Annotated in this window: 26 protein-coding genes and 1 riboswitch; of the genes, 10 read left to right on the top strand and 16 right to left on the bottom strand. The window is 66.4% G+C overall.

All coding sequences use genetic code 11. The features are described from left to right. Nucleotides 1-4: 4 nt before the first annotated feature. Nucleotides 5-72, bottom strand: a riboswitch (Fluoride riboswitch). Between the two features lie 92 nt (nt 73-164). Together TX76_RS04400 and TX76_RS17970 are read left to right on the top strand one after the other, a co-directional pair. Continuing rightward, the gene (locus TX76_RS04400) at nt 165-647 is read left to right on the top strand and encodes a DUF456 domain-containing protein (protein ID WP_049899517.1); all 483 of its coding nucleotides are present in this window, start codon (nt 165-167) and stop codon (nt 645-647) included. 70 nt (nt 648-717) lie between these two features. Then, nucleotides 718-882, top strand: coding sequence for a hypothetical protein (locus TX76_RS17970; protein ID WP_195155994.1), 165 nt, complete (start codon nt 718-720; stop codon nt 880-882). 30 nt (nt 883-912) lie between these two features. On the opposite strand, the gene TX76_RS04395 is transcribed toward TX76_RS17970, so the two are convergent. From TX76_RS04395 to TX76_RS04360, 8 genes are all read right to left on the bottom strand, one after another. After that, entirely contained in the window at nt 913-1,656 is a 744-nt protein-coding gene (locus TX76_RS04395; protein ID WP_049899514.1) for a GNAT family N-acetyltransferase, read from the bottom strand. 85 nt (nt 1,657-1,741) lie between these two features. Then, a complete protein-coding gene (locus tag TX76_RS04390) occupies nt 1,742-2,107 on the bottom strand; it encodes a hypothetical protein (RefSeq protein WP_049899511.1) in 366 nt (121 codons plus the stop codon). A 43-nt stretch (nt 2,108-2,150) separates the two neighbouring features. Then, a complete protein-coding gene (locus TX76_RS04385) occupies nt 2,151-3,824 on the bottom strand; it encodes an FAD-dependent monooxygenase (RefSeq protein ID WP_049899507.1) in 1,674 nt (557 codons plus the stop codon). Continuing rightward, on the bottom strand, nt 3,817-5,781 hold the full coding sequence (locus TX76_RS04380; RefSeq protein WP_049899505.1) for an electron transfer flavoprotein subunit alpha/FixB family protein: 1,965 nt from the start codon (nt 5,779-5,781) through the stop codon (nt 3,817-3,819). Before TX76_RS04380 ends, TX76_RS04385 begins: the two co-directional genes overlap by 8 nt. 2 nt (nt 5,782-5,783) lie before the next feature. Next, nucleotides 5,784-6,653 (bottom strand): electron transfer flavoprotein subunit beta/FixA family protein, encoded by an 870-nt coding sequence (locus tag TX76_RS04375; RefSeq protein ID WP_049899502.1) that lies wholly within the window; start codon nt 6,651-6,653, stop codon nt 5,784-5,786. A 119-nt stretch (nt 6,654-6,772) separates the two neighbouring features. Further along, entirely contained in the window at nt 6,773-7,102 is a 330-nt protein-coding gene (locus tag TX76_RS04370; protein ID WP_006076091.1) for a 4Fe-4S dicluster domain-containing protein, read from the bottom strand. A 112-nt stretch (nt 7,103-7,214) separates the two neighbouring features. Further along, nucleotides 7,215-7,646 (bottom strand): dCTP deaminase/dUTPase family protein, encoded by a 432-nt coding sequence (locus TX76_RS04365; protein ID WP_049899499.1) that lies wholly within the window; start codon nt 7,644-7,646, stop codon nt 7,215-7,217. A 56-nt stretch (nt 7,647-7,702) separates the two neighbouring features. Further along, nucleotides 7,703-9,418 carry a glutamate--tRNA ligase gene (locus TX76_RS04360; protein WP_049899496.1) on the bottom strand — a complete coding sequence of 572 codons (1,716 nt, stop codon included), beginning with the start codon at nt 9,416-9,418 and terminating at the stop codon, nt 7,703-7,705. Nucleotides 9,419-10,199: 781 nt separating this feature from the next. Here TX76_RS04360 and TX76_RS04355 point away from each other — a divergent pair. Next, entirely contained in the window at nt 10,200-11,798 is a 1,599-nt protein-coding gene (locus TX76_RS04355) for a class I adenylate-forming enzyme family protein (protein WP_049899493.1), read from the top strand. A gap of 9 nt (nt 11,799-11,807) precedes the next feature. On the opposite strand, the gene TX76_RS04350 is transcribed toward TX76_RS04355, so the two are convergent. The 6 genes from TX76_RS04350 to TX76_RS04325 form a co-directional block, all read right to left on the bottom strand. Continuing rightward, the gene (locus tag TX76_RS04350) at nt 11,808-12,815 is read right to left on the bottom strand and encodes a transcription initiation factor IIB (RefSeq protein WP_049899491.1); all 1,008 of its coding nucleotides are present in this window, start codon (nt 12,813-12,815) and stop codon (nt 11,808-11,810) included. A 177-nt stretch (nt 12,816-12,992) separates the two neighbouring features. Beyond that, nucleotides 12,993-13,340 (bottom strand): helix-turn-helix transcriptional regulator, encoded by a 348-nt coding sequence (locus tag TX76_RS04345; RefSeq protein ID WP_049899489.1) that lies wholly within the window; start codon nt 13,338-13,340, stop codon nt 12,993-12,995. Between the two features lie 24 nt (nt 13,341-13,364). After that, nucleotides 13,365-14,114 carry an NRDE family protein gene (locus TX76_RS04340; RefSeq protein WP_049899487.1) on the bottom strand — a complete coding sequence of 250 codons (750 nt, stop codon included), beginning with the start codon at nt 14,112-14,114 and terminating at the stop codon, nt 13,365-13,367. Between the two features lie 285 nt (nt 14,115-14,399). After that, nucleotides 14,400-15,890 (bottom strand): class I adenylate-forming enzyme family protein, encoded by a 1,491-nt coding sequence (locus TX76_RS04335; protein ID WP_049899484.1) that lies wholly within the window; start codon nt 15,888-15,890, stop codon nt 14,400-14,402. Continuing rightward, nucleotides 15,887-16,927, bottom strand: coding sequence for a mandelate racemase/muconate lactonizing enzyme family protein (locus TX76_RS04330; protein ID WP_049899482.1), 1,041 nt, complete (start codon nt 16,925-16,927; stop codon nt 15,887-15,889). Before TX76_RS04330 ends, TX76_RS04335 begins: the two co-directional genes overlap by 4 nt. Next, nucleotides 16,924-17,868, bottom strand: a complete 945-nt coding sequence (locus TX76_RS04325) for a 1,4-dihydroxy-2-naphthoate polyprenyltransferase (RefSeq protein ID WP_049899479.1) — start codon at nt 17,866-17,868, stop codon at nt 16,924-16,926. Before TX76_RS04325 ends, TX76_RS04330 begins: the two co-directional genes overlap by 4 nt. Before the next feature lie 162 nt (nt 17,869-18,030). Between TX76_RS04325 and TX76_RS04320 the strand changes: the two genes are divergently transcribed. Continuing rightward, a complete protein-coding gene (locus TX76_RS04320) occupies nt 18,031-19,254 on the top strand; it encodes an MFS transporter (protein ID WP_394295437.1) in 1,224 nt (407 codons plus the stop codon). A 212-nt stretch (nt 19,255-19,466) separates the two neighbouring features. Then, nucleotides 19,467-19,886, top strand: a complete 420-nt coding sequence (locus tag TX76_RS04315) for a nucleoside deaminase (protein WP_049899875.1) — start codon at nt 19,467-19,469, stop codon at nt 19,884-19,886. Between the two features lie 38 nt (nt 19,887-19,924). On the opposite strand, the gene TX76_RS04310 is transcribed toward TX76_RS04315, so the two are convergent. After that, on the bottom strand, nt 19,925-20,479 hold the full coding sequence (locus TX76_RS04310) for a GNAT family N-acetyltransferase (protein ID WP_049899475.1): 555 nt from the start codon (nt 20,477-20,479) through the stop codon (nt 19,925-19,927). Nucleotides 20,480-20,741: 262 nt separating this feature from the next. On the opposite strand from TX76_RS04310, the gene TX76_RS04305 reads away from it, so the two are divergent. Continuing rightward, nucleotides 20,742-21,329 carry an HAD family hydrolase gene (locus tag TX76_RS04305; protein ID WP_228842302.1) on the top strand — a complete coding sequence of 196 codons (588 nt, stop codon included), beginning with the start codon at nt 20,742-20,744 and terminating at the stop codon, nt 21,327-21,329. Between the two features lie 470 nt (nt 21,330-21,799). Here TX76_RS04305 and TX76_RS04300 read toward each other — a convergent pair whose 3' ends face one another. Next, entirely contained in the window at nt 21,800-22,717 is a 918-nt protein-coding gene (locus tag TX76_RS04300; RefSeq protein ID WP_049899473.1) for a 1,4-dihydroxy-2-naphthoyl-CoA synthase, read from the bottom strand. 288 nt (nt 22,718-23,005) lie between these two features. Here TX76_RS04300 and TX76_RS04295 point away from each other — a divergent pair, with 288 nt between their 5' ends. Genes TX76_RS04295 through TX76_RS04280 form a run of 4 tightly spaced genes read left to right on the top strand, consistent with a single transcriptional unit; the run spans nt 23,006 to nt 26,409 of the window. Continuing rightward, nucleotides 23,006-23,950, top strand: a complete 945-nt coding sequence (locus TX76_RS04295; protein ID WP_049899471.1) for a glycine betaine ABC transporter substrate-binding protein — start codon at nt 23,006-23,008, stop codon at nt 23,948-23,950. Between the two features lie 37 nt (nt 23,951-23,987). Then, the gene (locus TX76_RS04290) at nt 23,988-24,704 is read left to right on the top strand and encodes an ABC transporter permease (RefSeq protein WP_049899469.1); all 717 of its coding nucleotides are present in this window, start codon (nt 23,988-23,990) and stop codon (nt 24,702-24,704) included. Continuing rightward, nucleotides 24,701-25,738: an ABC transporter ATP-binding protein gene (locus TX76_RS04285; RefSeq protein ID WP_049899467.1), complete on the top strand. Its 1,038-nt coding sequence runs from the start codon at nt 24,701-24,703 to the stop codon at nt 25,736-25,738. The genes TX76_RS04290 and TX76_RS04285 overlap by 4 nt, the downstream gene beginning before the upstream one ends. Next, nucleotides 25,735-26,409: an ABC transporter permease gene (locus TX76_RS04280; protein WP_049899466.1), complete on the top strand. Its 675-nt coding sequence runs from the start codon at nt 25,735-25,737 to the stop codon at nt 26,407-26,409. The genes TX76_RS04285 and TX76_RS04280 overlap by 4 nt, the downstream gene beginning before the upstream one ends. Nucleotides 26,410-26,528 lie beyond the last annotated feature (119 nt).

The following is a 26,528-nucleotide window of genomic DNA, read 5'->3' as shown; positions in this document are numbered from 1 at the left end:
GGATGCTCGAAAAGGAGTCATCAGCTGGGAACCCAGCGGTTGGAGCAGGTGGACTCCATCGCCCGATAGCTCCTCTGCGGAGCCACGGTATATCGGCGCTGCGAAATCGTCCCCGCCACGGTCGATATCGGTGTGACTAACCCGCGCGACCGTCCACGGCCCGTATGGTCGAACTCCTCGCGATCGCCGCGTTCGTACTCCTCGTCGTCGCCGTCGCCGGCAGCGTCGTCCCACTGCTGCCGGGAGCGCTGCTGTCGATCGCCGGCGTTCTGCTCTACTGGTGGCAGTCCGGCTACGCCGAGCCAGGCCCGATCCTGCTCGTCGTGCTCGTGATCGTGGGCCTCATCGGCGTTCTCGCCGACTACTTCGCCGGTGCGGTCTCGGCCCGTGCCGGCGGCGCGTCGACGGTCACGACCGTGCTCGCGGCGGTCGTCGGCATCGTCCTCTTCTTCGTCGCCGGCCCGCTCGGGGTCATCGTCGGCGTGATGGGGACGGTCTTTGTCGTCGAGTTCTACCGCCATCAGGACCCCGAACAGAGCCTCCGGACCGCGATCTACGCCGCCATCGGGATGCTCGCCTCGACGGTGATCCAGGCGCTCCTGACCGTGACGATGCTCGTGACAATGGTGCTCGTCCACTTCCTCTGAGTTCGTTCGCGTTCGCATTCGGACACGGCTGTGCCGCAACGACTGTAACGACGCACCGCGTACGTCGCCCATGACGACGTGCGCCGAGGCGGAGTGCGAGGATCCGGCGGCGGTGCGCCTCCACGTCCCGTGGGACGCGAACCGAGAGGTCTGCACGGCTCACGCCCGCGTACTGGTCCAGCAGGAGGGCGTCGTCGCGGAGCCGCTGGAGGGTGCAGCCGAGGAATGGAGCTGATCGTTTCCTCCTCCCCTCTCGGATGGGCGACTACGGACGAAGCGCCAGCATCACTTCGTCGATGTACTCGTCGCCGATCTTGTAGTGATCCACGCGGGTGGCCTCAACCTCGCCGCCGTGGGCCTCGAAGAACGCGATCGCGTCCTCGTTGGTCGAGGGAATCGAGTTGTAGATCTTCTCGTAGGCGTTCTCTTCCGCCCAGGCGAGCCCGCGATCGAGGAGTCGACCGCCGATACCGTGGCCCTGGTACTCCTCCAGTACCCCAAGGGTGAGCTCGGCGGTGTGTGAGAGCTTCTCGAGTTCGGGCGCGTCGAGGTGGATCCACCCCACCACCTCGTCGCCCACGGTGGCGACGAAGAACATCCGCGAGCGGACCTCGTTCTCCCGCACGAGAGCCTCCTCGTGGTCGACGACGTCCGCGACGCTCTCGGCGACGGTGTAGGTCTTCTCGCCGGCGACCTGGCGGATCACACCCACGAGCCCTGATCGATCGGTCTCGATCGCCGGCCGGATGGTGTACTCTACGCCCTCCTGCTCGAAGGTCTCCTCGTCGGCCGCGTCGCTGCCCTCGAACGCCGCCTCGACCATTCCGGCCGATTCGTGGACGAGACCGTCGCGCTTCAGGATGGCGAGGTGGTGTCTGAACCCGCTCGGATCGAGACCGAGCGCGTCCCGGACCTCGGTGGCCTCGACCGGATCGTCGGCGTCCTCGATGTACTGGTAGATGCTCTTTCGGTCCTCGTGGGTGAACTCGAACGCCTCCGATACCTGCATGCGAAGTGATACCACTACACGCTACTTAACTATTTGTGTCGATTTTTGATGGAGTGTCGCCGTCCGGTTCGACGACCGGTCGTCGTCAGCGCGACGGCACACGTGTCAGCAGTTGTGCAGTATCTCGAATATTGTCGGTGTCGAGCAACAGTTCGGCGGCCCGCCGAACCGTGGCGTCGGGCTCCATCTCGACGCCGTAGCACCGTGCATAGAGCGCGAGCCAGGCGTTCGTCGCCCGGTGGAACTGTTCGAGCTCCGCGGCCGAAAACTCGACGTCCCATTCAGCAGTTCTGGCTTCGAGGTACAGCGCCACGAGCGGGCCGAGACCCTCCCGGAGGAAGGCCATCGCGCGCTCCTCGTCCGGTGGGTTCGATGGAGGATCGAACTTCCGACGGTCGCGCTCTGCCTGCTCGACGAACCCCGTGATCCGGTCGGCGTAGCCCGACGTCATCGGCGGCGAGTACCGGCCTGTACCGACATCGAACGCCGGTCCATCAGCCTTCCCTGAACTCGACACCCTTGCCGCCACGGGGATGCTCCCACTGCGTGTCGGCGACGATGGCACAGGTCCCGCACTCGACGCAGGGCTGCGTGTCGAGGCTCACGACCCGCTTCTCGTCGCCGTTCGACTGCACCGTCTCGTCACGGTAACATCCGCCGCCGTAATCCATCGCGCTGACCGGGCAGGCCGTGACGGCCGCGCCGCTGGCCTCGAAGGAGTTGTCCTCGACCACGATGTGGGGGTTGCCAACGTCGGTGTCGTAGGTCAGGTCGCCGATGCGTTCTTCGAGGCTCGGGAGCTCGACGGTGGATTCGGCCTCGACCGTCGCGCCGAGTTCCTCGCCGATGATCGTGGGCAGCGTGACGTAGGGCGTCTTCGTGTCGGGCATCATCGTCGCGAGGTACGGCGAGCTGTACGCGCGTTCGAGCAACCCGACACGATCGGCCATCCGGACGCCGAGTCGCCCGACCGACGAGTCGAGCGCGCGTTCGGCGAGCCGGGTCGTCGTGTCGTTCTCGCCGAGCGCGCTCGCCACCTCGTATCGCGCGGGCCGGAGCTTCGCCATCACGCCTTCGTCGTGGAGCCGGCGCTCGTAGCGTTCGCCCGCCGAGTCGGGCTCTCCTCTGGAACGCGCCTCCACGAACGCCTCCGCCGCGAGCGCGCCCGCGGTCACCGCGTGGTTCATCCCCTTGATGATCGGCCCCTGGGCCTGCATCTGCCCGCCGGCGTCGCCCACGAGCACCAGCCGACCCTGATGCGGCGAGGGGTTCGCGGCCTTCTTCGAGTCGGGAACGAGTTTCGCCGAATACTCGCGCTCGTCGTAGTCGTCGCCGAGCCACTGGGCGAGCACCGGATGGGTGAGGAGTGCGTCGAGCAGGTCCTGAACCTCGGCTTCCTCCTCAACGATGCTGTCGAGGTGGAAGACGTTCCCGATGCACAGCGAATCCTGATTGGTGTAGAGGAACCCGCCGCCCCGGACGCCGTCGTAGAGGTCGCCCGAGAACAGGTGGGCCTCACCCTCGTCGTCGGCGATCCCGAACCGCTCGTTGATCGTGTCGCCAGGCATGTCGACGACAGCCTTCACGCCCTGGAACCACTCTTCGGGTTCCTCCCAGTCCATCAGCCCCGCCTCGCGCGCGAGTTCGGAGTTCACGCCGTCCGCAGCGACGACGAAGTCGGCTTTGATGGGGTCGAGTTCCTCGCACGTCACCCCGACGATCTCGCCGTCTTCTTCGAGGAGCCCGTTCACCTTCACCTCCGTCAGCAGGCCGCCACCGGTTTCGCGGGTGATCTCGTGGACCTGCCGGGCCATCCACGAGTCCATTTTTCGGCGGAGCACGGCATCGGCCCACTCGGTGTCCTGTTCGTGACCGTCCGTGATGTCGAACGTTCGGACCTGCTCGCCAGCGATGTTGTGAATGTAGTAGTCCGTTACTGGCCGTTCGGTCGCGTGCTCGCGAAAGCCGGGGAAGATGCCGTCGATCGTGTAGGGTGCGGACTCCTCGGCGTAGATCAGTCCCCCCGTAACGTTTTTCGAACCGGCGTCGACGCCCCGTTCCAATACTACTGTTTCGACGCCGTTGCGTGCGAGCGTCGCGGCCGCCGCCGCGCCGCCTGGTCCCGCACCGACCACCACCGCCTCGTAGTGTTCGTAATCCTCAGTCATCGGTTGCCCCTCCGTCTGCCGCAATCGCTTCGACATCCAGTTCGCCCGATTCCAGCGCCGCGGTGAGCTCCGGCAACACTTCGAAGAGGTCGCCCTCGACGAAGAAATCCGAGAAGTCACGGATGCGCGCGTCGGGATCGGTGTTCACAGCGATAATCGTCTCGGATTCGTCCATGCCGACCTTGTGCTGCACCGCGCCGGAGATCCCGGCGGCGATGTAGAGGTCGGGTTCGACGACCTGACCGGTCTCGCCGATCTGGCGTTCCTCCGCCGTGTAGCGCTCGACGTGGCCCGCGAACTCGTACGAACCCGTCACGATCCCGCGCGAGACCCCGAGTCCGGCATCCTCGAACGCGTCGGTGAGGTCGATGCCGAGTTCCATACCTTCCGTGGGGTCGTCGCCGATGCCCCGGCCCATCGCCACCACCACGTCGTGGCCAGTCAGATCGACACCTTCGTCGAGCTGATCGTGGTCGGTGACCGACACCCGGAGCCAGTCCTCCTCCAGATCGAGGTCGTGTTCGATCACCTCACCCTCGCGGTCGTGATCGGGTTCGGGGAGGTCGAAACTCCCCGGGATCACCGACGCGCCCTGAGGGTGGAACTCCCGGGTGGGGTTGTCGAGACAGAGGATGGTCGAGTACTCGAATCCCGAGAAATCGGGCCGCTTCATATGCAGCACCCGCTCGAACTCCTTTTTCGTGCCCGGCCGGCCGGTCTTCGCGGGGTTCGAGATCATGGCCTCCTCGATGTAGAGGTCGGAACAGTCCGACGCCAGCCCGGAGTCGAGTTCGCCCTGGACCAGCGCCGAGAGGTCTCGTCCGTTGTTCGTCGCCGGGAACACCGTGTAGCGGGGCTCGTCGTACTCGCGCCAGTCGGCTTCCTCCGGCCCCTCGTCGGCGGTCGGGTCGCCGCCCCACCGCGCCATGTCACAGAACAGCTCGGTGTAGGGCTTGTGTTGGAACCGTTCTAACCGATCGTCCTCGTGGTGGACCACCACGTCAGCCCCGTACGCGATCACGTCCTCCGTGTGCTTCTCGACGTCGCTGCCGATCAGCACCGCGATGACCCGCTCGTCGGTTTCGTACTCCTCGTTGTAGGTGTCCATCAGCTCGCGGGCCTTCCCGAGCATCTCCTTCGAGACGTCGATCAGCTCGCCCGCCTGGGTCTCGCAGTAGACCCACATGTCGCGGTAGTCGCCGTCCTCGATGGCCTTGACGTACTGTTTGTCCGCCGTCGGGTGATCGAGATCGGGGTGTTTCTCCTCCGGCGGGACGACCTCGATCTCCTCGGGCGCTTCCTCCTCCTGGACCGAGTCGATCCGGTTCTGGATCAGGTTGACCGCCGCGCTCCGGTCCTCGCCGGATTGTTCGGCCTCCAAGACCTCCCGCAGGCGCTCCTCGTCGTCGATCCCCTGGAGCGCGTTGCCGAGTTCGGCGGTCGAGAGCTCGCTCGGATCGATCTCGCCCGTTTCTCCGGCGTCCTCCGTGACCTTGTCGATCCGGCTCTCGATCAGCGTCTTCACGTTGTCGCGGTCCTCGCCGCTCTCCTCGGCCGCGAGGATGGCTTCGAGCTCGTCGGCGTCGTCGACGCCCTTGATCGCGGGACCGAACTCCGCGATGTCGTACTCCGCGGGATCGAGCGCGAGATCGTCGGCGTCGCTTCCGTCATCGGCTCCCCCGTCACTCGCGGATGCGGCCTCCTCCTGATCGCCCTCAACCTCGTCGGCGGATTCGCGGTACTCGCCTTCGGTCTCGGTTCCCTCTTCGACCGCCTCGTCCTCGGCGGGACCGACCTCGCGCATCCGCGCGCGGATCGCCTCCTGGGCCGTCTTTCGCTGCTGGCCGTCCTTTTCGGCGTCGAGCATCCCTTCGAGCTCGCGAGGGCTGTCGATCTCGGCCAGTTCGTCCTGGAGCTGTTCGACCGTGTGCTCACCGGGGTCGATGTTCTCGCTCATGATCAGTCACCCGCCGCCGATCGTCCGTCCGCGAACGGTTGCATCGCCTCGAACACCTCGCTCATCCCCTCGCCGTCGTCGGGATCGACCATCGTCGCCTCACGCTCTGCTGGCGCTTTCGGGATCGGATCGACCGACGAGACGATGGTGGGCGACCCGTCCAGGCCGATGTAGTCCGGGTCGAGGTTCAGATCCGCGTGATCCCATGTCGTCAGATGCTCCTCGTGGTTTTCGGCGCGTTCCGCGGTCTCGGCCTGGAGGTCCTTGAGCGTGAGTCGATGCGAGGCCTTGCGGTACGTCGGCTCGAACTCGGGATCGGCGACGATGAACGCGGGCATCGGGGCCTCGACGGTTTCGATCTCCTCGATGTCGCCCTCGACGAGGCGTTTCGCCCGAACAGTACTGTCGTCCTCGTCGACGTCGAGCGCGACGACGTGGGTGATGATCGGCCAGTCGAGACACCAGCACGCCTGGGGTCCGGTGTGGCCGGTCTCACCGTCGGCGGTCTTGAATCCCGCAAACACGAGGTCCGGCGTGTCGTCGAGTTTCTGGAGGCCCGTGGCGAGCGTGATCGCGGTCGCCCACGTGTCCGAGGCCGCGAGTTCGCGGTCCGAGAGGAGGTAGAGGTCGTCGGCGTAGACCGTTTCCATCGCCTCTCGGAGGACGTCGCCGTAGCCAGGCGGCCCCATGCTCATCACGCTGAGGGAACCTCCATGTCGGACCTTGGTCTGGAGGGCGGTCCGCAGCGCGTGCTTGTCGTTGGGGTTCATCACCGTCGGGGTGTTTCCGCGTTCGAGATGTCCGTCCTCGTCGAACGCGACCTGTCCCTCGCGGAAATCCGGTACGCCTTTCGTCAGAACGACTGAGTGCATTGGTATGGATACTCCCGTGTGTCTCTCTCTGGCATAGCTTCCCGCCGACTATTACCGTGTTGGTCTGTCGTAGGTTCTTGCCGGTACTCGATCGGCGACCCGTCGCCCAGTTCCTCGGTTCAGGTACGGCCTGCCCGGCCGGCGTCGACGTCGATGGCGTCGACGGGACAGACGTCGACGCACAGCATGCAGTCGATGCACTGGGCTTCTTCTGCTGGGTCGGCCTTGATCTCGCTCTCGGGGTGATCGGGCGAGTCGACCCACTCGAAGACGTCGACGGGGCAGTCCTCCAGACAGGCTCCGTCGGCGATACAGAGGTCGAAGTCGACCGCGACGTGGGTGCCGTGGATCCCCAGTTCGTCGGGTTCGTCCACCGGCCCCCAGACGTCGTGGCCCTCGTGTTCGTCGACGATCTCGCGGTTCTGTTCGAATTCGGGATCGATGGCCATCGGTACCGAACACCAGAACAGGTGAGTACTTAAGTTTTGGACCGCCCGGACGCCCTCGGCGGGATCGGTACAGGGAGCAACGACCCCTCCCCCGTCGCTGAACCGCCGATCGTTACGAGCGAGGCGGGACCAACAGCGTCGATACGCGCGCGTTCTCCTTGAGGCGAATCCCGCCCGTAGGGACCGACAGCGGGACGCGTTCGAGTTCCCGGACGAACAGCGTCGGGTGGAACGCGCCGCGATTCCGGAGTTCCTCGCGCGCCTGGCAGACGAGCGGTTCGTCGGCGTGCACCGATTCGTTGAAAAGAACGAGATACTGGCCAGCATCGAGGTTCCACCACTCGTAGTCATCGTCCGGGTTTCGCTTTTCCGTCTCGTGCGACGTGGTCGACGCGGCTTCGAGTTCTCCACCGCCGAAGTCGACGCGGCCCGGTTCCTCGATTTCGTGGACGCCCGCGACCGTGAGATCGAGACCGTGGTCGCCGACCTGGGTGTCTTCGTGGACGATTCCCTCAACGTGCTCGGTGAGCTCCACCCCGGACATGATCGCCGGCTGTAGGGGCTGCGCGCGGCAAAAACGTTGGGCCGACGAACCGGGCTCTATGGATGCGCGAAGTACGCGACCGTCCGATCGCCTTCATGTCGGTCGATCCGTGCGAACCCAATTCGTTCGAACTGCACCATCTCGTCGGGATCGTAATCGGCGATACCTGGTTCCGCGTGGCCTTCGACATCGCCCTCGGGCGTTCGTAGGCGGAGGAGGCGGTTGCTGTCCGCAGGAACCCAATGGACGACCGGCACGTCCTCCTCTCTGACGACCTCGATCCCCTCGCCGGTGAACTCGAAGGCGTCGCGGGTGTGGCGCACGGGACCGTAGCCTTTGAGCCAGACGCGTTGTCCGTTCGGCGGCACGTCGTCAGGTTCGACGAGTACCCCACCCTCGGCCGGAATCTCGCGAGCGCCACGGTCCTCGTGGTTCGGATGCACAGGGGGAGTGCCGGTTTCGGGACCGCCGATGACGGGCTTTGCGACGCCGTTCCGGACGAGAAACGCGCGGTCGGTTTCGTCGTCGATCCGGTCGCGGTTCGCGGCGTAGATCGAACTCATCGCGAGATCCACGTTGGAGGTCGAGGTTCCCAGCTCGCTCATCGCGTCGGTGATGGCTCCACCGCGGATCCCCCGCCGGCGGAGGCTCGCGATGGTTGGTGCGCGCGGATCGTCCCAGCCGTCGAGATCGCCTGCCTCGATGAGCGCCTTGATCGTCGAGGTGCTCATCTTCACGTCGTAGGCGTCGATCTGGACGTGCCCCCAGTGGAGCACTTCGGGGTACTCCCAGTCGAAGTAGTCGTAGAGGAACCCCTGGCGCTTCGCCGAATCCTGGAGGTCGATCCCACGGATGACGTGGGTGATCCCGAACAGGTGGTCGTCGATCCCCGACTGGAAATCGAGCAGGGGCCAGCACCGGTACTCGCCCGCTTCCTCGCGGGGGTGTGGCGTATCGATCATCCGGAAGGCAACCCAGTCCCGGAGCGCGGGGTTCTTGTGCTCGATGTCGGTTCGAACTCTGAGGACCATCTCGCCCGCCGAATATTCGCCGTCGACCATCGCGTCGAACTCCTCGCGGGTGGTTTCGGAGTCTTTGTCGCGGTGGGGACACGCCTCGCCGTTGTTTTTCAGATCGGAGAACTCCTCGGCAGGGCACGAGCAGGTGTACGCGCCGCCGTGGTCGATCAACGCGCGCGCGTGCTCGTAGTACGTCTCCATCCGGTCAGAGGCGCGAACCACCTCGTCGGGCTCGAAGCCCAGATAGTCGATGGCGTCGAGGATCGCGTCGTAAGCTTCGAGATCTGGGCGCTTGGTCTCGGGATCGGTGTCGTCGAACCGGCAGAGCATCCAGCCGTCGTAGCGTTCCTTGTACCGACCGACGACCGCGGGCATGCGCGCGTGGCCGATGTGCCACGGGCCGTTGGGATTCGGAGCGAGACGCATCCGGACCTCGTCGTACTCGTCGACGTTGGGCAGGTCCGGCAACGCGTGGTCGTCGGTCTCGTCCTCGCTTTCGAGGTCGGCGAGCTCGTCGGGCGCGACGACTTCGAGACGCTTCTCGCGGCCCTCGGTGTCGAGTTCGTTCACCCGCTCGACGACCGGTGCGACGACGCCCGGCACTTCGTCGCCGTGTTCCCTGAAATCCGGATTTTCGCCCATCAGCGGGCCGACGACCGCACCGACATCGGCCTCGCTGTCGTGTTTGACCGCGTTGAGCAGAGCGTGTTTCTCGGCTTCGTGTTCGATCCGCTCGCGGAGTTCGTCGTTCATTGGCGATACCTCAGCCGCCCGCGACGAAAACCCGTTGGGTTCGCACGGCGGTTGTGGTGCGGTCGCGGCGATGGTGCGGTCCTGGCGTCTCGGCGAACGCAGTGAGCCGAGGCTCAGGAGAGCCTGCTCTCCTGGCGGATGAAGGGCGAGCGTCGGGCGGTGCGAACGGAGTGAGCACCGCCGAACGCGCGAACGGGGAGGAACGACCCGTGAGCGAGTGAAACGAGCGAGGGCTTCGGCGGTGCGGTTGCGGACCTCGGTGGATGAAGGGCGACGGCGCGAGCGGTGGGCGGTGCGAACGCAGTGAGCACCGCCAAGCGAACGGGGAGCATTGCGACCCGTGAGCGGAGCGAGCGCCGAGGGCTTCGCGGTACTGATGCGGCCGTGGTGCGGGGATGAGTGGAGATCGTCCACGCGAGTGCAGCGAGCGCGGTTCGCCGCGAGTGAGCCGAAGGCGAACGAGCGGGTGTTTTTAGTCCAGGTTTTTACGAGTAGCGAGGGACCGGAGATCCCTCGTACCATGCGAACGGGCGCTTCGCGCCCGTGAGCAGAGAGTGGTCCCCGCAGCGAGTCGGCGAAGCCGACGAGCGAGGAGACCCGACGTGGTTCGAAAGACGCCGTCGGCGTCTTTCGTCACTGAGCGGGACCGAAGGTCCCGCGAGGTCCAAAAGAGCTGACGGCTCTTTTGACGATGCCGAGACGGCTTCGCCGTCTCGTAGCAAAGTAAAAAAGTGGGGGTCCGAAAGGGCTTAGTCCCGGCCCCCAAAACCATCGATCGTTCATGAAGGTGGAGATGCTGACCACCGACTTCCTCGATCGCGCCGTCGAGTGCTACGACGACGCCGTGGGGGTCGTCGCCCACGACGGAACCGAGTACACGTACGCCGAGTTCGGCGAGCGAGTGAATCGCGTTTCGAATGCCTTGCTGGAGATGGGTGTCGAGCAGGGCGACCGGGTGGCACTGCTCTCGCCGAACACCCACTACTTCCTCGAAACGCTCTACGGGGTGAACCAGATCGGGGGCGTGTTCGTGCCGATGAACTACCTCCTCACGTCCGACGACTTCGAATATATCCTCAACGACTGCGAGGCGGGGGTCGTGATCGCGGACTACGATTACGCCGAAAACGTCGAAGCGGTCCGTGATTCGGTGCCGGCCGAGGCGTTCGTGGGGTACGAGGCCGACGACATCAAGGGCGACTGGACCGACTACGAGGCGTGGCTCGCCGGAGCTTCGACCGATGCGCCGGAGCGACCCGCCATCGCGGAGGACGACGACGCCTCGATCAACTACACCTCGGGCACGACCGGCGATCCGAAGGGCGTCGTCAGAACCCATCGGACCGAACACTGGCACGCACTCGTGCTCAACCAGCACATGGAGGTCGCGGACGACGACACCTACCTCTGGACGCTGCCGATGTTCCACTGCAACGGGTGGGGTCACACCTACGCCATCACGGGGATGGGCGGCACGCACGTCTGCCAGCGCACGTTCGAACCCGAGGGAACACTCCAGCGGGTCCGCGAGCACGACGTGTCGTATCTCTCCGGCGCGCCCACAGTGTTGAACCGGCTCATCGCCCACTACGAGGACAACCCCGACACCGTGACGATGGGTGATCGTGACGTTCGGATCTCCACCGCCGGGAGCGCGCCCGCGACCGCGACGCTGCAGACCATCGAGGACGAGATCGGGTGGCGGATCATCCACCTCTACGGGCTGACCGAGACCGCGCCGATGATCACCACGTCGAACTCGCCGCGTCGCCTCGCCGAGCGCGGTCGGGATCTCAAGGTCAACCAAGGTGCGGAGATGATCGCCACCGACGTCCGCGTTGTCGACGACGAGGGCGAAGACGTCGCCCCGGACGGCAACACCCTCGGCGAGATCGTCGTCGCGGGCAACCAGGTGATGGATCGCTACCTCAACAAACCCGAGATCACCGAGGAGGCGTTCAACGCCAAACTCCCGGGCTACTTCCACACCGGAGACCTCGCCACGATCGACGAGGACGGGATGGTGTCGATCCAGGATCGGGAGAAGGACATCATCATCTCCGGTGGCGAGAACGTCTCGTCGATCGCGGTCGAGGACGTGCTCTACGACCACCCCGACATTTCCAAGGCCGCCGTGATCCCGACGCCGAGCGACGAGTGGGGCGAGGCGGTGACCGCGCTCGTCGTCCAGAAGGCGGACGCGGACCTCACGAGCGACGCTGTCCGAGAGTTCGCCGGTGAGCACCTCGCGCGGTACAAAGTCCCGAAAAAGGTCGATTTCGTCGACGACCTTCCCGAGACTGCCACGGGGAAGGTCCAGAAGTACCAGCTCCGCCAGGACTACTGGGAGGACGAGGAACGGCTCGTCGGCCAGGGCTGAGTCGTCCGTTCAGGCGGCAGTCGCGGACGGACTCGCGGCGTCGGTGTCGGCTTCGATTTCGAGGAGTTCGTGGTACCGGTTCCGGATCGTCACGTTGCTCACCCCGGCGACCTCGCTGACCTCGTCCTGGGTGAGCTGTCGGTTGGTGAGGATCCCGGCGGCGTAGAGCGCAGCACCAGCGAGCCCGACGGGACTCTTGCCGCTGTGGGCGGCTCGTTCCTGGGCCGTCCGCAGCAGATCGCGGGCGCGGCGTTCGGTTTCGTCGCTCACGCCGAGATCGGAGGCGAACCGCGAGACGTACTGCTGGGGATCAGGTGGACCGATTTCGAGACCGAGCTCCTGGTTGATGTAGCGGTAGGCACGCTTGAACTCCATCTCGTCGACGCGCGTGACCGCAGCGACGTCCTCGACGCTCCGGGGAAGCCCCATCTGGCGGATCGCGGCGTAGAGCGCGGCGGTGGAGACGCCCTCGATCGAGCGACCGGGTAAAAGATCCTCGGCGAGCGCGCGGCGGTAGATGACGCTCGCGGTCTCGCGGACGTCTTTCGGGACGCCGAGCGCGCTCCCCATGCGCTCGATCTCGCCGAGCGCCTGTTTGAGGTTGCGCTCCTTCGAGTTCCGGGTGCGAAAGCGCTCGTCCCACGTGCGCAGGCGCTGCATCCGCTGGCGCTTGCGCGCACTCAGCGCGTTGCCGTTGGCGTCCCTGTTCTGCCAGCCGATCTGGCTCGATAGGCCCTCATCGTGCATCAGCTTCGTCGTGGGTGCGCCGGTGCGCTTTTTCCTGTCACGCTCGGCGCTATCGAACGCGCGCCACTCGGGGCCGTGATCGATCTCGTTCTCGTCGACGACGAGACCACACTCGGCGCAGGTCGTCTCGCCGTGTTCGGCGTCGTTCACGAGTCGGCCGCCACACTCGGGACAGACTCGTTCGCTTTCGTCCGCGGTGCGCTCGCGCGATTGCTCGTCGGTGTGTTCGTTCGGTTCGTGCGTGCGGGTTCGGGTTGTGTTTCCTTCCAAGATGACTACGGGTGAGCGGGTGCTCGAATGGGTGATTACAGCGGCTATGCAGGGAGTTGCTACACCTACAGGTACGGTCCGAAGCCGGTTAAACCCTCGGCCAGGATCCGTCGGGAGAATCGGTGTTTCGGACCCTGAATCGCTGAAAACGGCCACCAGTGCAACGGAGCCGAAGTATCAGTCTTCGTACGCGAGCTGCATGATCCACTGCGAGAAGGCGTCGCTCTCGGGTTCGACGTCCTCCTCGCCGACCAGCGGCGAGAGGTTGTTGCCCGCCATCAGCAGGGAGAAATCGAGGTCGCGGGCGGCGGGAGCGATGTAGTAGGTGTTGTGGCCCTCGTAGACGGTGTCTTCACGCTGGACGAGACCACGGTCCTCCAGCGATTCGGCGATTCGGCTCCCCTTGCGTGAACTCACGTCGAGCTCCTTCCAGAACTCGCTCTGGTGGATGCCCCCCGTGGTGCGGACGAGTTCGAGGCCGGCGCGTTCGTCCTCCGAGAGATCCCCTTCGGCTGCCGTGCTCATGGCTGTCCAACGAACGGGGGTGGGTTAAACTTGGCTTTCGACCGGCTCGAACTCCGTCCGACACGGCGGTCCGTCGGCGTATCGGTAGTCCGCGCTGCCGTCGGCGTCGATCGTGAGTAGCGACGACGACCTGGTGCCGAAGTCGAACTCCTCGTGGTGGACGCACACTCCATAGTCGTGATCGCCGAGCACGTCGGCCGCTCGGTCGCGCCACGCGGCGTGGCCCTCGCCAGGTTCGGGCTGGAGCGATTCCCGAACGTTTCGTCCGTTTTCGGCCTGCTGCTCGCCGCGTTCGGGCCACGACGCCGGGATCGTGACGCGCCCGATCGCGCCGACGTTCATCACGACGTGGACGCCCGGCCCGAGGTTCCCCGTGCGAAGCCCGCCGTCCCATTCGCACAGGACGGCGGCGTTCGCATCCGCGACGAGGAGGTTGAACCCCTCATACTCGTCGGCTGCGACCGCGCGCTCGACGAGACGGGCGGCCTCCTCGGCGGACTCGCAATCGAGGGCGTCCCGGACGAGCAGTCCGCGCGAGCGCTCGCCCGCGAGGTCGGCGTCGGTCCAGCGGTTCGTGATCGCCACGAACACGCCGTGTTCGTTGTACCCGATCCATGTCCCGCCCGCGTCGGCGTCGCGCGGCGCGACGATTCTCGGCTCCTCGGCGATCACCGACGGCGGCTCGGATGGCCGATCGAGCGCCTCGTCGCGGTTGGCCGCCACGACTACCGGCGCGTCGGCGAAGACCTGCCACGCGACCACGAGCGTACACATGGATTCTCGTTGGCGATGCAGAACCTAAACGCCGCTGGTGGAACGACGTAACGAGGTGTGATTGTCGTTGGTAGCGATAGGGCGGTTGGCGCGCGGGAGCGGAGCGCGGCGCGACCGGAGGGAGGGCCGCCGACGCGACTCGTGCGAGGGATGAGTAGCGCAGGAACGAAGTGACGAGCAACGCAGTCGGTTGGGGAGGTGTGTGGTGTGGTACGGTTATCTGTGACTCGTCATTTATCGAGTTCGCTGACGGTTTTCAGTTGTTCGTTCAATTTCCGTTCCCGGTCACTCGCCTCGCTCGCGGAGGATTTCCCGAACTGCATCACGCTCGATCGTACCGGAGGCCGTTCGCGGAAGCGAACCGGCGAACCCGATCGTCCGCGGGAGTTCGAAGCCGGCGAGGCGTTCACGGCAGTGAGCCCGTAGCGCGTCGGCGTCGATCTCGCCGTCGGCGACGAGCAGTGTGCCGACACGCTCGCCCCATTCGGGATCGTCGAGACCCACGACCATCGCCTCGTCCACGGCCGGATGGGCGCGGAGTGCGTCGGCGACCGCCGCTGGATCGACGTTCTCCCCGCCGGTGACGATCCGCTCGTCGAGGCGACCCGTGACCCACAGCCGGCCCTCGGCGTCGCGGTGGCCAACGTCGCCGGTGTGGAAGCCATCAGCCGAAAACGCCGCCGCGGTGGCGTCGGGATCGCCGTAGTAGCCCGTGAACACCGTCGGCCCGGAGACGACGAGTTCGCCCGTTTCGCCGCGATCGACGCGTTCTCCCACAGCGTCGATCACGGCGAGGTCGGTCCCAACGAGCGGCTGACCGACGGTGCCCGAGTGGGCGAACGCGATTTCGGGGCGGGCGGTGGCGACCTGGGAGGCCGTCTCGGTCATCCCGTAGGTCGGATGGACGGGGACGTTCCGGCGCGCACACCGCTCGATGAGGTCCGTGGAGGCCGGCGCACCGCCGAGGAGGACAAACCGGAGCGAGTCGGGCAGGTCGCCATCGTCGAGCAGCCGCCGGAGCATCGTCGGGACGAGCGAGACGCCCGTACAGTCGTACTCGACGAGCGCGTGGCGAGCCGTCGCGGCGTCGAACCCCGTTCCGCCATCGCCGACGAGAGCGACCGTCGTTCCGTAGAGCGCGGAGCGCATGATCGGTGCGAGCCCGCCCATGTGGTAGATCGACAGCGGGTTCAGCCACTGATCGTCGGGGAGGACACCGAGCCGGAACGCCGAGGCGATCGCGCTCGCGATCAGGTTCCCGATCGTGAGCACGACGAGCTTCGGCCGGCCGGTGGTACCGGAGGTGGCGAGCATGAGACACGGATCGTCGCGGGACCACGTTGCCGGCTCGCACTCGATCATCTCGATGTCGGCGAGCGCCGTGACGTCCGCGTGTTCCGTGGGATCGACGGACGCGACCGGAACCCCGCTCGCCGCGACCGCACTCGCTTCGGTGTCGGCCTCACAGATCAGGGCCGCGAGATCGGCGCGTTCGATCCGGTCTTCAAGCTCGTTCGGGGCCAGCCGGGTGTTCAACGGGACGAGCACGCAGCCGAGCCGCAGCGCGGCGTGGACCAGCCGGACGGCGGCGGGGCGGGTGTCGAGGAGGCAGCCGAGGTGGTCGCCCGATTCGATCCCCAGTCCTGCGAGGCGGCCCGCAGTCCGGTCGACTGCCGCATCGAGGTCGGCGTAGCTCCACTCCCGTCCGCTGCCCGCGTCGATCAGCGCGGTCGCGTCGGGCGTCGCACGGACGCGGTGGGCGAGAACGTCGTTCATCGACCCACCGGGAGCGACGACTCCGGAACCGAGCCGGATTCTTGCGGGACGCACACCTCGCCCTCGGCGACCGGTGCGGGCTCGGCGACGAGGTCCTCGGCGAGCCGATCGGCGGTCGCCAGCCCACACGCCGGCGGGTCGGGAAGGCTCGCAGCAACGTGGACCGCCCCGGTCCGGGCGAGCGCGCCGTCGATCGTCGTCGTGACAACGGTATCGAGATCCGCCTCGCGGGCGCGAAGCGCGGCCGCTCGGGCGCGATCGGGGCCGCCGAGGGCCATCGGCTTCACGACGAGCACGTCCGCCGCGTCCGCGTCGAGCACCGTTTCGACGGCGTGTTCGGCGAGCGTTTCGTCGAGCGCGACACCGACCGATCCGCCACGGAGTGCGGCGTGACCGGCGAGATCGTCCGCGGCGAGCGGCTGTTCGACGAACGCGACATCGAGATCGGCGAACCCGTCGAGTGCTGCTTGGGCTTCTTCGCGGCTCCACGCACCGTTCGCGTCGGCCCGGAGTTCGATCGCGTCGCCGACCGCACTCCGAACAGCGTCAAGGCGCGCGACATCCCCGGCGACTTCACGCGTACCGACCTTGATCTTGAGCGTCGAAAATCCCCGTTCGACCGCTTCGGCGGCCGCCGCGACGGTTGTCTCGATGCCGCCGTCGCCGACGGTCGCATTCACAGGGACGCACTCGGCGTGTTCGCCACCGAGATGGCGGTACAGCGGAACGCCAGCGGTCCGCGAGCGCGCATCGGCAAGCGCGAGTGCGAGTCCGTGACGGGCCGCCGGAACACCGGCGTCGGCGAGCGTCCCGAGCACCGCGTCCCAGCCGTCGGTTGCGGCAGCTCGTCGGGCGCGATCGAGCGCAGCGCGGGAGACGTCGAGTGATTCGGTCCAGCCGGGCAACGGTGTCGCCTCACCCACGCCCCGGACGCCGTCCACGTCGACGAAGACGAGAAACCCCTCGCGGGCGTCGATGGTGCCGCGGGCGGTCGCGAGCGGCGTGGCGAGCGCGAGCGAGAACCGCTCGATCCTCATGCGAGCGCTCCCGGGAGGGCGAGACCGAGCGCGAACAGCGCGGAGTGGGCCGCGAGCAGCTTCCCCACACGTTCGAGCGCGGGGTTGAGCGCCGTTCCCTCAGTGCTGGTCAGTACTGTTCGAGCGATCCGTACGGCGTACGGCAGCGTGAGTAGCGGGGCGAGTACGAGCGGACCGTACGTGGTGAGCCAGAAGACGATCGGAACGGTGTACGCCATCCCCGTCAGCAGAAGGAACTCGATCCGGCTCCATCGGTAGCCGATCAGCACGGCGAGCGAGCGCTTGCCGGCGGCTCGGTCGGTTTCGAGATCGCGGACGTTGTTGACGACGAGGATGTTCGTCGAGAGCGCCGCGGCCGGGAGGCTCGCCACCACGGCTGCGAGCGGCAGCGTTTCGGGTGGCGGTGTGAGCGGAAAGGGCGAAGCGGCAGCGGCCGCCTGGACGTAGTAGGTTCCGGTAACCGCAACGAGACCGAAGAAGACGAACACGAACAGGTCTCCCAGTCCGTAGGAGCCGAGCGGGTAGGGGCCGCCGGCGTAGAGGACACCTGCGGCGACGCTCGCGAGACCGATCACGACGATCGGGAGGCCACCAACGTAGACGAGATAGGTGCCGACGAGGATCGAGAGCGCGAAGGTCGCGATCATCGCCCACCTGACCTCCGCGGGGGCGATCAGCCCGGACTGAGTGACTCTGGTAAATCCCTCGCGATCGTCGGAGTCGACCCCGGATTTGGCGTCGTAGTAGTCGTTGGCGAAGTTCGTCCCGATCTGGATCAAGAGTGCGCCGATCAGCGCAGCGAGTGCGGGGAGCGGGGCGAACGCACCCGTTCCGAGCGCGAGTCCGGTGCCGACGACCACCGGCGCGGCGGCCGCCGGCAGCGTCTGTGGACGGGCGGCCATCACCCACGCTTGCCGCCGTGAGACCTCCTGCGTACTCATTGTCGGAAAATCGGTCTCCCGTCGCATAGTGACTGCGGTTTCACGGGGTGGGTGGGACGGTCGAAACGGGGCGGACGGAACGGTCGGCGCGGAACGTGCGGAACAGTCGACACAGGAAAGGGTGATCGGAACGACACGAAGACGAAGAGGTTTGTAGTCACCCTGGGAACCACCGACGTGAGCTACGTCGAGGCCTCCAGTCGTCGGTCGCGATACGAGACGGTCGGACTCGTCGTCGGTTTCTTCCTGCTCTCGACCGCCGCGGCAGCGTACGAGATCGCGCCCGCAAGCGTCCTCCCACTGGTTCGCGCATCGATGGGAATCGACGCGAGTGCGGCGGGCTGGCTCATGAGCGTGATGTACGCGACTGCCGTCGTCGCCAGCGTCCCGGTGGGGATCGCGCTCGATCGGGTCTCGGTGCGCCGGGCGATGACGGTCGGCGGGATCGCGCTGCTCGTGGCGGGCGTCTGGGGGTGGTTCGCGGCGGCGGCCGGTGCGTACTGGTGGCTGCTCGTCTCGCGCGTGCTCGGCGGGATCGCGTACGTGCTCTTCTGGAACGCCGGCGCGAACACCATCGGTCGTGCAGTCGGGCCCGACGTCCGCGCGACCGCGGTCGGGATCTTCACCGCCAGCGCACCGGTCGGATTCGCGCTCGGTCAGTTCGGGAGCCCGCTGCTCGCGCGGCCGTTCGGCTGGCCCGCGACCCTGCCCGCGTTCGCGGCGATCGCCGTCGTCGGCCTCGGGATCTTCCTGCTCGCGACCCGCGGGCGCTCGATCGACGTCGAGACGGACAGCCCCGATCGCGACGGGTTCGTTCACCTCTTCACCGACACCGCCGTCTGGACGCTCTGTGCCTGCTGTTTTCTCGCCTACTCGCTGTACCTCTTTCTCAACACGTGGCTCCCGAGCTTCATGGTCGAGCAGTTCGGCGTTCCGCTGGCGGTTGGTGGAGTGCTGACCGCGCTCTTCCCGGCGATCGGGGTCGTCTCGCGGTCGAGCAGTGGGGCACTCTCCGATCGGGTGTTCGGGCGTCGTCGCCGCCCAGTGGCCGTGGCCGCCTTCGCCATCGCGACGCCCGCCGTCGTCGCGTTCGCCGTGGTGTCGCGCGTCACGATGCTCGTCGTGGTGCTGGTCGTCAGCGGCTTTGCGGTCCAGCTCGCCATCGGCCTGCTGTTCTCGTACGTCCCCGAGATCGTCGCTCCGGACGTGCGGGCCACGGCGGTCTCGCTGCTGACGAGCGTCGGGCTGTTCGGCGCGTTCGTCGCCCCGATCGTCGCCGGTCGGATCATCGACGGCGCGGGCTACCGCCCCGCCTTCCTGCTCGCGGGTGGCGTCGCGCTGTTCGGCGTCGCCCTTGCCTTCCTCGCCCCCGAACCAGGAGGCTGATCGGCCGTTCGCCGTGAAGGGTTCGGCGGCGGCCAGGCGGTGACACCTCCGTCGATCGTCTCCAGGAGGCCGACTCGGCGTGTCGAGCCACCGACCGTCGATGGTGGGAGCGTTCCGATCAGCGATTCCCTGCCCGAACGACTTATCCGCCCGTTCGGAGCAGTACGAACGTGTCCACTTCGAACTTCGACGATTCCGACCACGAGTCGCACATGCGACGGGCGTTCGAACTCGCTCGCGAGGCCGCAGAGCGCGGTGATCGACCCTATGGTTCGGTGCTCGTTCGCGACGACGAGGTCGTGATGGCCGATTCGAACCGCGTGCACACCGAGGACGACGTTCGTCGCCACCCCGAACTCCATCTCGCGTATCGCGCCTGCCGGGCGTTCGATCCCGACGAGCGCGCCGCGACGGTCATGTACACCAGCACGGAACCGTGTCCGATGTGTGCCGGCGGGATGACCACGGCAGGATTCGGCCGGGTGGTCTACAGCGTCGGCGGCGACGAACTCGACGAACTCGGCGGCAGCGAGCCCCCAGTTCGATCGGCGGCGATCCTCGACGGCGTCAGCGAGGTCGTCGGCCCAATCTTGAACGACGAGGGACGGCGGATCCACCGCGAGCTCGCCTGAATCCGGACGATTTGCTCGACGGCCGACACGGGCCCGATCTACCGCTCTGCTCGCCAGTCCGCCCGCAGGAGCCCGTACCAGAGCATGTCGTGGTACTCGCCACGGAACCACGCCGCCTCCCGCAGGGTCCCCTCGTGTTCGAAGCCGAGCGACTCCAGCAGGCCGATCGAGGCGTCGTTGAAGCTCCCGCACCGCGCGCTCACCCGCCGGAGGTTCCGGTCCTCGAAGGCGTACCGGATCATCCGTGCGGCGGCGTCGGAACCGTACCCCTCGTCGTGGTGCTCCGGCGCGAGGTAGTAGGCGAGTTCCGCGCCGCGTGCCCGAGCCGTCTCGTCCGGGCCGTACTGGGATCCGGTCAACGAGACGATCCCCAACGGTTCCTCGCCGTTGCAGACGAGACAGTGAACGTTCTCCTCGGTCGAGAGGACCTCCTCGAAGAACTCCGACCCGAGCTCGCGGTTCATCGGGTTGCTGTCGAGCGCGGGACGCCACACCCGAGGGTCGTTCATGCAGCGCTGGACGAACTCGATGTCCGCCTCCTCGATGGGTCGAAGCGTCACCGCATCGCCCTCCAGAAAGACTGGACCTGGCATGTCTCGCCGTTTAGCTACGCCCATTAAAGCCCTTCGAGAGTGCCATCGATTCAACCCGTGCCCTGGGGTTCTCCCACCTCGATCTCTCGTACTGTGTTTCCTGTGGCGAGTTCGAGAAACGTCAAAAGTGATAGTCAGTTCGACAGCAGTTCTCTAGCCGAGTCTCGACAGTACCGATACTGTCGGCTGGACTCGTGACACGAAGGGCTGTGGCTGTCGGTTCGACAGATTGAAACCAGCATAGAAAGTCCAACAAGGTCCAATGCATCTCGTCATCGATTACGGCGGCGTCATCGTCGAGCACGGCGACGAACGCGAACACGCCCACGTTCTGGGCGTCGATCCCGAAGCCGACCCCTATCCCGGCTGGCTCGCCTACTTCGCGTTCCGTGATGGCTTCGTCCAGAGCACGGCGGAATACGTGGATCTGCTCTCGACGCTCACGGAGGCATCCCACGAGGCGTGTCGCGAGTACGTCGAGAAGACGTGGCTCGATCCCGAGTTTCCCGAAGAACACGTCGACGTCCTCCGGGAGCTCGCAGCCGACCACACGCTCGTCCTCTTCGGCAACATGGCGCGCCCGTGGATCGAGACGGTTCTCTCGGAGCACGGCGTTCTCGACTGCTTCGACGATCTCGTCGTCTCCTCGGACCTGCAACGGCCGAAACCCCATCCGAAGGGGTACTTCGAGTGCCTTCCCGAGGGCGACGAGCTAGTCGCCTTCGTCAGCGACGAGTACAACGAGGACCTCATGATGGGCGAGACGCTCGGGATGGCGTCGGTGTGGGTCGAAAAACGACGAGGAGACGCCGTATCGAGAGCCCGACGTTCGGATCTCGACGCTCGGTGACCTTCCGGACGTCCTCCCTACGGACGAACGAACGCCGTTTCGATAGTCCGTCGGCAGGGTCATCGAATCATTGTGTACGAGAGTGCCGTACAGCAGTTCCCCACAGCCAGCATGCACGACCGTGTTCGTGAATACGAACGAGATCGCTCGACGTGTATGGATTCGGCACCCCCCACAGCAGCTGTTTCAGAAATCCGACACGGGAGCCGTTTCTCGGCACCCCGACGACTGGAGTGAAACAGGGCTCAGGGGAGCGCTGCTCGCCTGGTGGATGAAGGGCGAGGCCCGCTCCGCGGGCCGAGGGCTTCGGCGGTGCGGCTGCGGACGCGGTGCGGAGAGCGCCAGCGATCCCACCGCGAGCGAACGAAGTGAGTGAGCGGGAGTTTTTAGTCCAGGTTTTTGCGGGGAGGGGTACCCGCAGCGCGCCGCAGTCGCGCGAGGATACCCCTCACCGTAAAAAAAGTGGATGCCTAATAATGCCACGGCACGTCGGAGAAGTCCGGCTCCCGGCCCTCCACGAACGCGTCCCGGCCCTCCTGGGCTTCGTCGGTCATGTACGCCAGGCGCGTGGCCTCCCCCGCGAAGACCTGCTGGCCGACCATGCCGTCGTCGGCGGCGTTGAACCCGTATTTCAGCATCCGGATCGCGGTCGGGGACTTCCCGTTGATCGTCTCGGCCCACTCCAGGGCGATGGATTCGAGGTCGTCGTGCGGAACGGCCTCGTTGACCATCCCCATCTCGGCGGCCTCCGTGGCGTCGTAGGTCTTTCCGAGGAAGAACACCTCGCGCGCCTTCTTCTGACCGATCTGCTTGGCGAGATACGCCGAGCCGAACCCGCCGTCGAAACTCGCCACGTCGGGATCGGTCTGGAGGAACTGTGCGTGCTCGGTGGAGGCAATGGTGAGGTCACAGACCACGTGGAGAGAGTGCCCGCCACCGACCGCCCAGCCAGGCACCACACAGATCACGGGTTTCGGGATGTGGCGGATCAGTCGCTGGACTTCGAGGATGTGGAGCCGGCCCGTTCTCGGCTGCTCGTCCTCATTCGACTCGCCCTCGTCTGCGTCATCGTCGCCATCGTTGTACTCGTAGCCCGATCCACCGCGGACGGACTGATCGCCGCCCGAACAGAACGCCCAGCCGTCGTCCTTCGGCGAGGGACCGTTCCCCGTGAGGAGGACACAGCCCACGTCGGTCTGGCGCTTCGCGTGATCGAGCGCGTCGTAGAGTTCGTCCACGGTTCCCGGTCGAAAGGCGTTGCGAACTGCGGGCCGATCGAACGCGATCCGGACGGTGCCCGAGTCCGTAGCGCGGTGGTAGGTGATGTCCTCGAAGTCGAACTCGTCGGCCGATTCCCACTTCTCGGCGTCGAACAGGGCCGAAACCATACGCCTCGTGCGTCCGGCTGGCCGAAAAAGTTTGGTAGTTCGACGGTCGTCCGGTAACGTTACGTGAACTCGACTGGTGAATGTTGGCCGTTCCTCACCGACGGCACTGCCGTGGCAGTGATGCGGTGTATCACGGCCACTTGCAAAAGACGGCATAGACGGTATCCGTGAATATCCGTGTTATCAACTGGTAGTCTCGTGATCGAACGTCACGCGGAGCGACCGGGGGAACCGCTCGTTCGACCGGCGACCGAACGCCGGAGTCGATACACGGAGTAACAACTGATAGTGAACAGTACACGACGCGACTTCCTGAAACTCGGTGGTGGGGCGGCTGCAACCGCCGGCTTCGGTGCGACGGCCGGCTGTACGAGCGTGCTCGGGGCCACCGGATCGAACGCGGTGAAGGTGAGTTCGATGCGCTTTCCCGAGGACATCCTGCTCGGGTACATGGCGCTCGAATCGCTCCGGGCGAACACCGATCTCACCGTCCACGACGAGACCGGGCTCGGCGGGAGCGCGATGAACTTCCGGGCCGTCGACAGCGGCGAGGTCGACCTGTTCTGGTTCTATACTGGTGGTGGCTGGGCGACGATCCCGCCGAAGAAGGAACGGGTCATCCCCGACGCCGAGAAGCTCTACGAGGCGGTGAAACGCAAGTTCGAGCGTCATTACGGACTATCGTACCTGAACCGTGCGCCGTTCAACAACACGTACGTCCTCGTCGCCGACCGGGCGTGGGTCGAACAGACCGGCGTACAAACCATGAGCGACTTCGCGGCGCACGTCAAGGAGGGGAACACGGATTTCACCGCGATCATGGGTCCGGAGTTCCAGCAGCGCTCGGACGGCTGGCCGGGCATGACGAAACACTACGGGTTCGAAGGCGTCGCCGACGAGCTGAACGTTCGTACCGTGAGCCCCTCGCTCGCCTACCAGATCGTCGCCACGACCGGCGCGAAGGTCGGGATGGGGTTCAGCACCAACCCACAGATCGTCCAGTACGACCTCGCGACGATCGAGGACGACAAGGGGTTCTTCCCGATCTACAACCCTGCCCCGCTGGTGAGCGACGTGATCGAGGAGCTCCCCGCGATGGCCGAGCCGCTGAACGCCATCGGGCCGTCGCTGAACACCGAGAAGATCCTCCGGCTCAACAAGGCGGTCTCGCTCGACGGACGGGACCCACAGAGCGTGGCCCGCGAGTATCTCGAAGCGGAGGGGTTGGTATGACGCGGCGAGGAACGACGACGAACGGGGTTGTGGGAGTATGAGTCCCGCGCTCGTGCCGTTCGTCGACGAGCTCGTCGGGTTCGCGCTCGACAACAGCGATCGCCTGCTGCGGATGTCGGTCGAGCACGTCGTGCTCGTACTCCAGGCGCTCGCCATCGCGCTCCCGATCAGCATCGGACTCGGTATCGGGATCAGTTACAACGACCGGGCGGCGACGGTCGTGCTCTGGATCGCGGGCGTGTTGCTCACGCTCCCCGCGATCGCGCTCTTCGGCGTGCTCATCCCCTCGCTCGGGATCGGCGCGCCGCCGGTGATCGCCGCGCTGATAGGGTACGCCCAGCTCCCGATCATCCGCAACACCTACATCGGCGTCACGCAGGCCGACGCCGCCGCGGTCGAGGCCGGCACCGGACTCGGCATGAACCGGATCGAGCGCCTCCGGCGGGTCCGCCTGCCGGTGGCGCTCCCGGTGGTGATGGCCGGCATCAGGAACGCCGTGGTCATCCTCGTGGGGCTCGCCGCGATCGGCGCGTTCATCGGCGGGCCCGGTCTCGGCCACTTCGTCTTCTACGGCATCAGCCAGGGCGACACCGCGATGATCGTCGTCACGACAGTGCTGATCTCGGTGCTCGCGCTCGCGTTCGATTACCTGTTCGCGCTCGTCGAGCGCGGACTCCGGCTGCGCAACGGCGAGCAGCTCGATCCGACGTACGTCACCCGAACCATCCAGACGGTCCGCGCACAACTCACATGATCCGATTCGACAACGTTCACAAGCGGTACGACGACGGCACACACGCCGTCGATGGCATCGATTTCGAGGTCGAGGCCGGCACGACGACGGTGCTCGTCGGGCCCTCGGGCTGCGGGAAGACCACCACGATGCAGCTGGTCAACCGGCTCGAAGAGCCGACCGAGGGCACGGTGTACTACGACGGCACCGACGTCCGCGACCTCCCGGCGACCGCGCTCCGCCAGGACATCGGCTACGTGATCCAGGACATCGGGCTGTTCGATCACATGACCGTCGGCGAGAACGTCGCCACGGTGCCCGAACTCAAGGACTGGGACCGCGACCGGATCGACGATCGGGTGGACGAACTGCTCGATCTGATGGGGCTCCCGGCTGACGAGTACCGCGACAGCTACCCCACCGAGCTCTCGGGCGGCCAGCGCCAGCGCGTCGGCGTCGCGCGGGCGCTCGCGGCCGATCCAGCGGTCATCCTGATGGACGAGCCGTTCGGCGCGCTCGATCCCATCACCCGCGAGGAGCTCCAGGACGAGTTCCTCGACATCCAGACCGAGCTCGACACCACCATCGTCTTCGTGACCCACGACATCGACGAGGCGCTCAAGATGGGCGATCGGATCGCGGTGATGAACGGCGGGAAACTCGTCCAGTACGACACTCCGTCCCGGCTGCTCGACGAGCCCGCAACGAAGTTCGTCGAGGACTTCATCGGCCCGGACCGGACCCTGAAACAGCTCCAGGTGCTGCGCGTGAGTGAGGTCATGCACGAGGACGTGCCCGACGAACACGCCGACGTGGTCGAGGCGTTCCGGTCGGACGACGCCGTGATGGCCGACGGCGGCGAGATCATCCCGGTCTCGCCGACCGACAGCACGCAGGTCGCGCTCTCGCGGTGCATTCAAGCGGGCGTCGACGCGCTGCCGGTGGTCGAGAACGCCGACGTGGTGGGCGTCGTCACCGAGGCCGCGATTAGAGCCCAGCATGCGCCAGACACCGCCGCCGAAACAGGGGCAGGTGCGGGGGCAGCCGCGGAATGAGCGTCGTCGGGCTGCTCGTCGAGACGTGGTCGTACCTGCTGGCGAACGCGGATGCGTTCGTCGAACTCCTCCGCGAGCACCTCGTGTTGGTGTTCGTCTCCGAGCTACTCGCGATCGCGGTCGCCGTCCCGCTGGGCGTGCTCGCGACCCGGAACGACCGGATACGGACGGTCGTGGGCGGAGCCGGCAACGTCGCCCAGACCGTGCCGACGCTCGCGGTCATCGCGCTGGTCTTCCCGATCCTCGGGCTCGGCTTTCTTCCCTCCGTCGTCGGGCTGTTCGTCTACGCACTCCTGCCGATCCTGACCAACACCATCGCGGGGATCGAAAGCGTCGACGAGAGCACCGTGAACGCCGCCCGCGGGATGGGGATGAGCGACTGGAAGATCCTCCGAAACGTCCGACTGCCGCTCGCGCTCCCCGTGATCTTCGCGGGCATCCGGACGAGCGTGGTGCTCAACGTCGGAACCGCCTATCTCGCGTACTTCATCGGTGGCGGCGGGCTCGGCGTCTGGGTCGTCAGCGGGATCAAACTGTTCAACACCCCACGATTGCTCGCCGGGGCGATCCCCGGCGCGCTGCTCGCAGTCGCTCTCGACGGCGCGCTCGCGCTCCTCGAACGGCGACTCGGCTCCAGCGCGACGTCGGACCAGGTCGCCGCCGCGGGTTGAACGACACCTCGACCCCCGATTCGCGAAGTCCGGATCAGGGCCGTTCGAAGACCGTTCCGTTACAGTTCCCGCACGACGACGGGTTCCGGTAGTACTCCTTTCCGCACGACCCGCACCGC

This window comes from Halococcus agarilyticus (assembly GCF_000334895.1).
Classification (GTDB): Archaea; Halobacteriota; Halobacteria; order Halobacteriales; family Halococcaceae; genus Halococcus; species Halococcus agarilyticus.
This window is presented reverse-complemented; position numbering and strand designations above follow the sequence as displayed.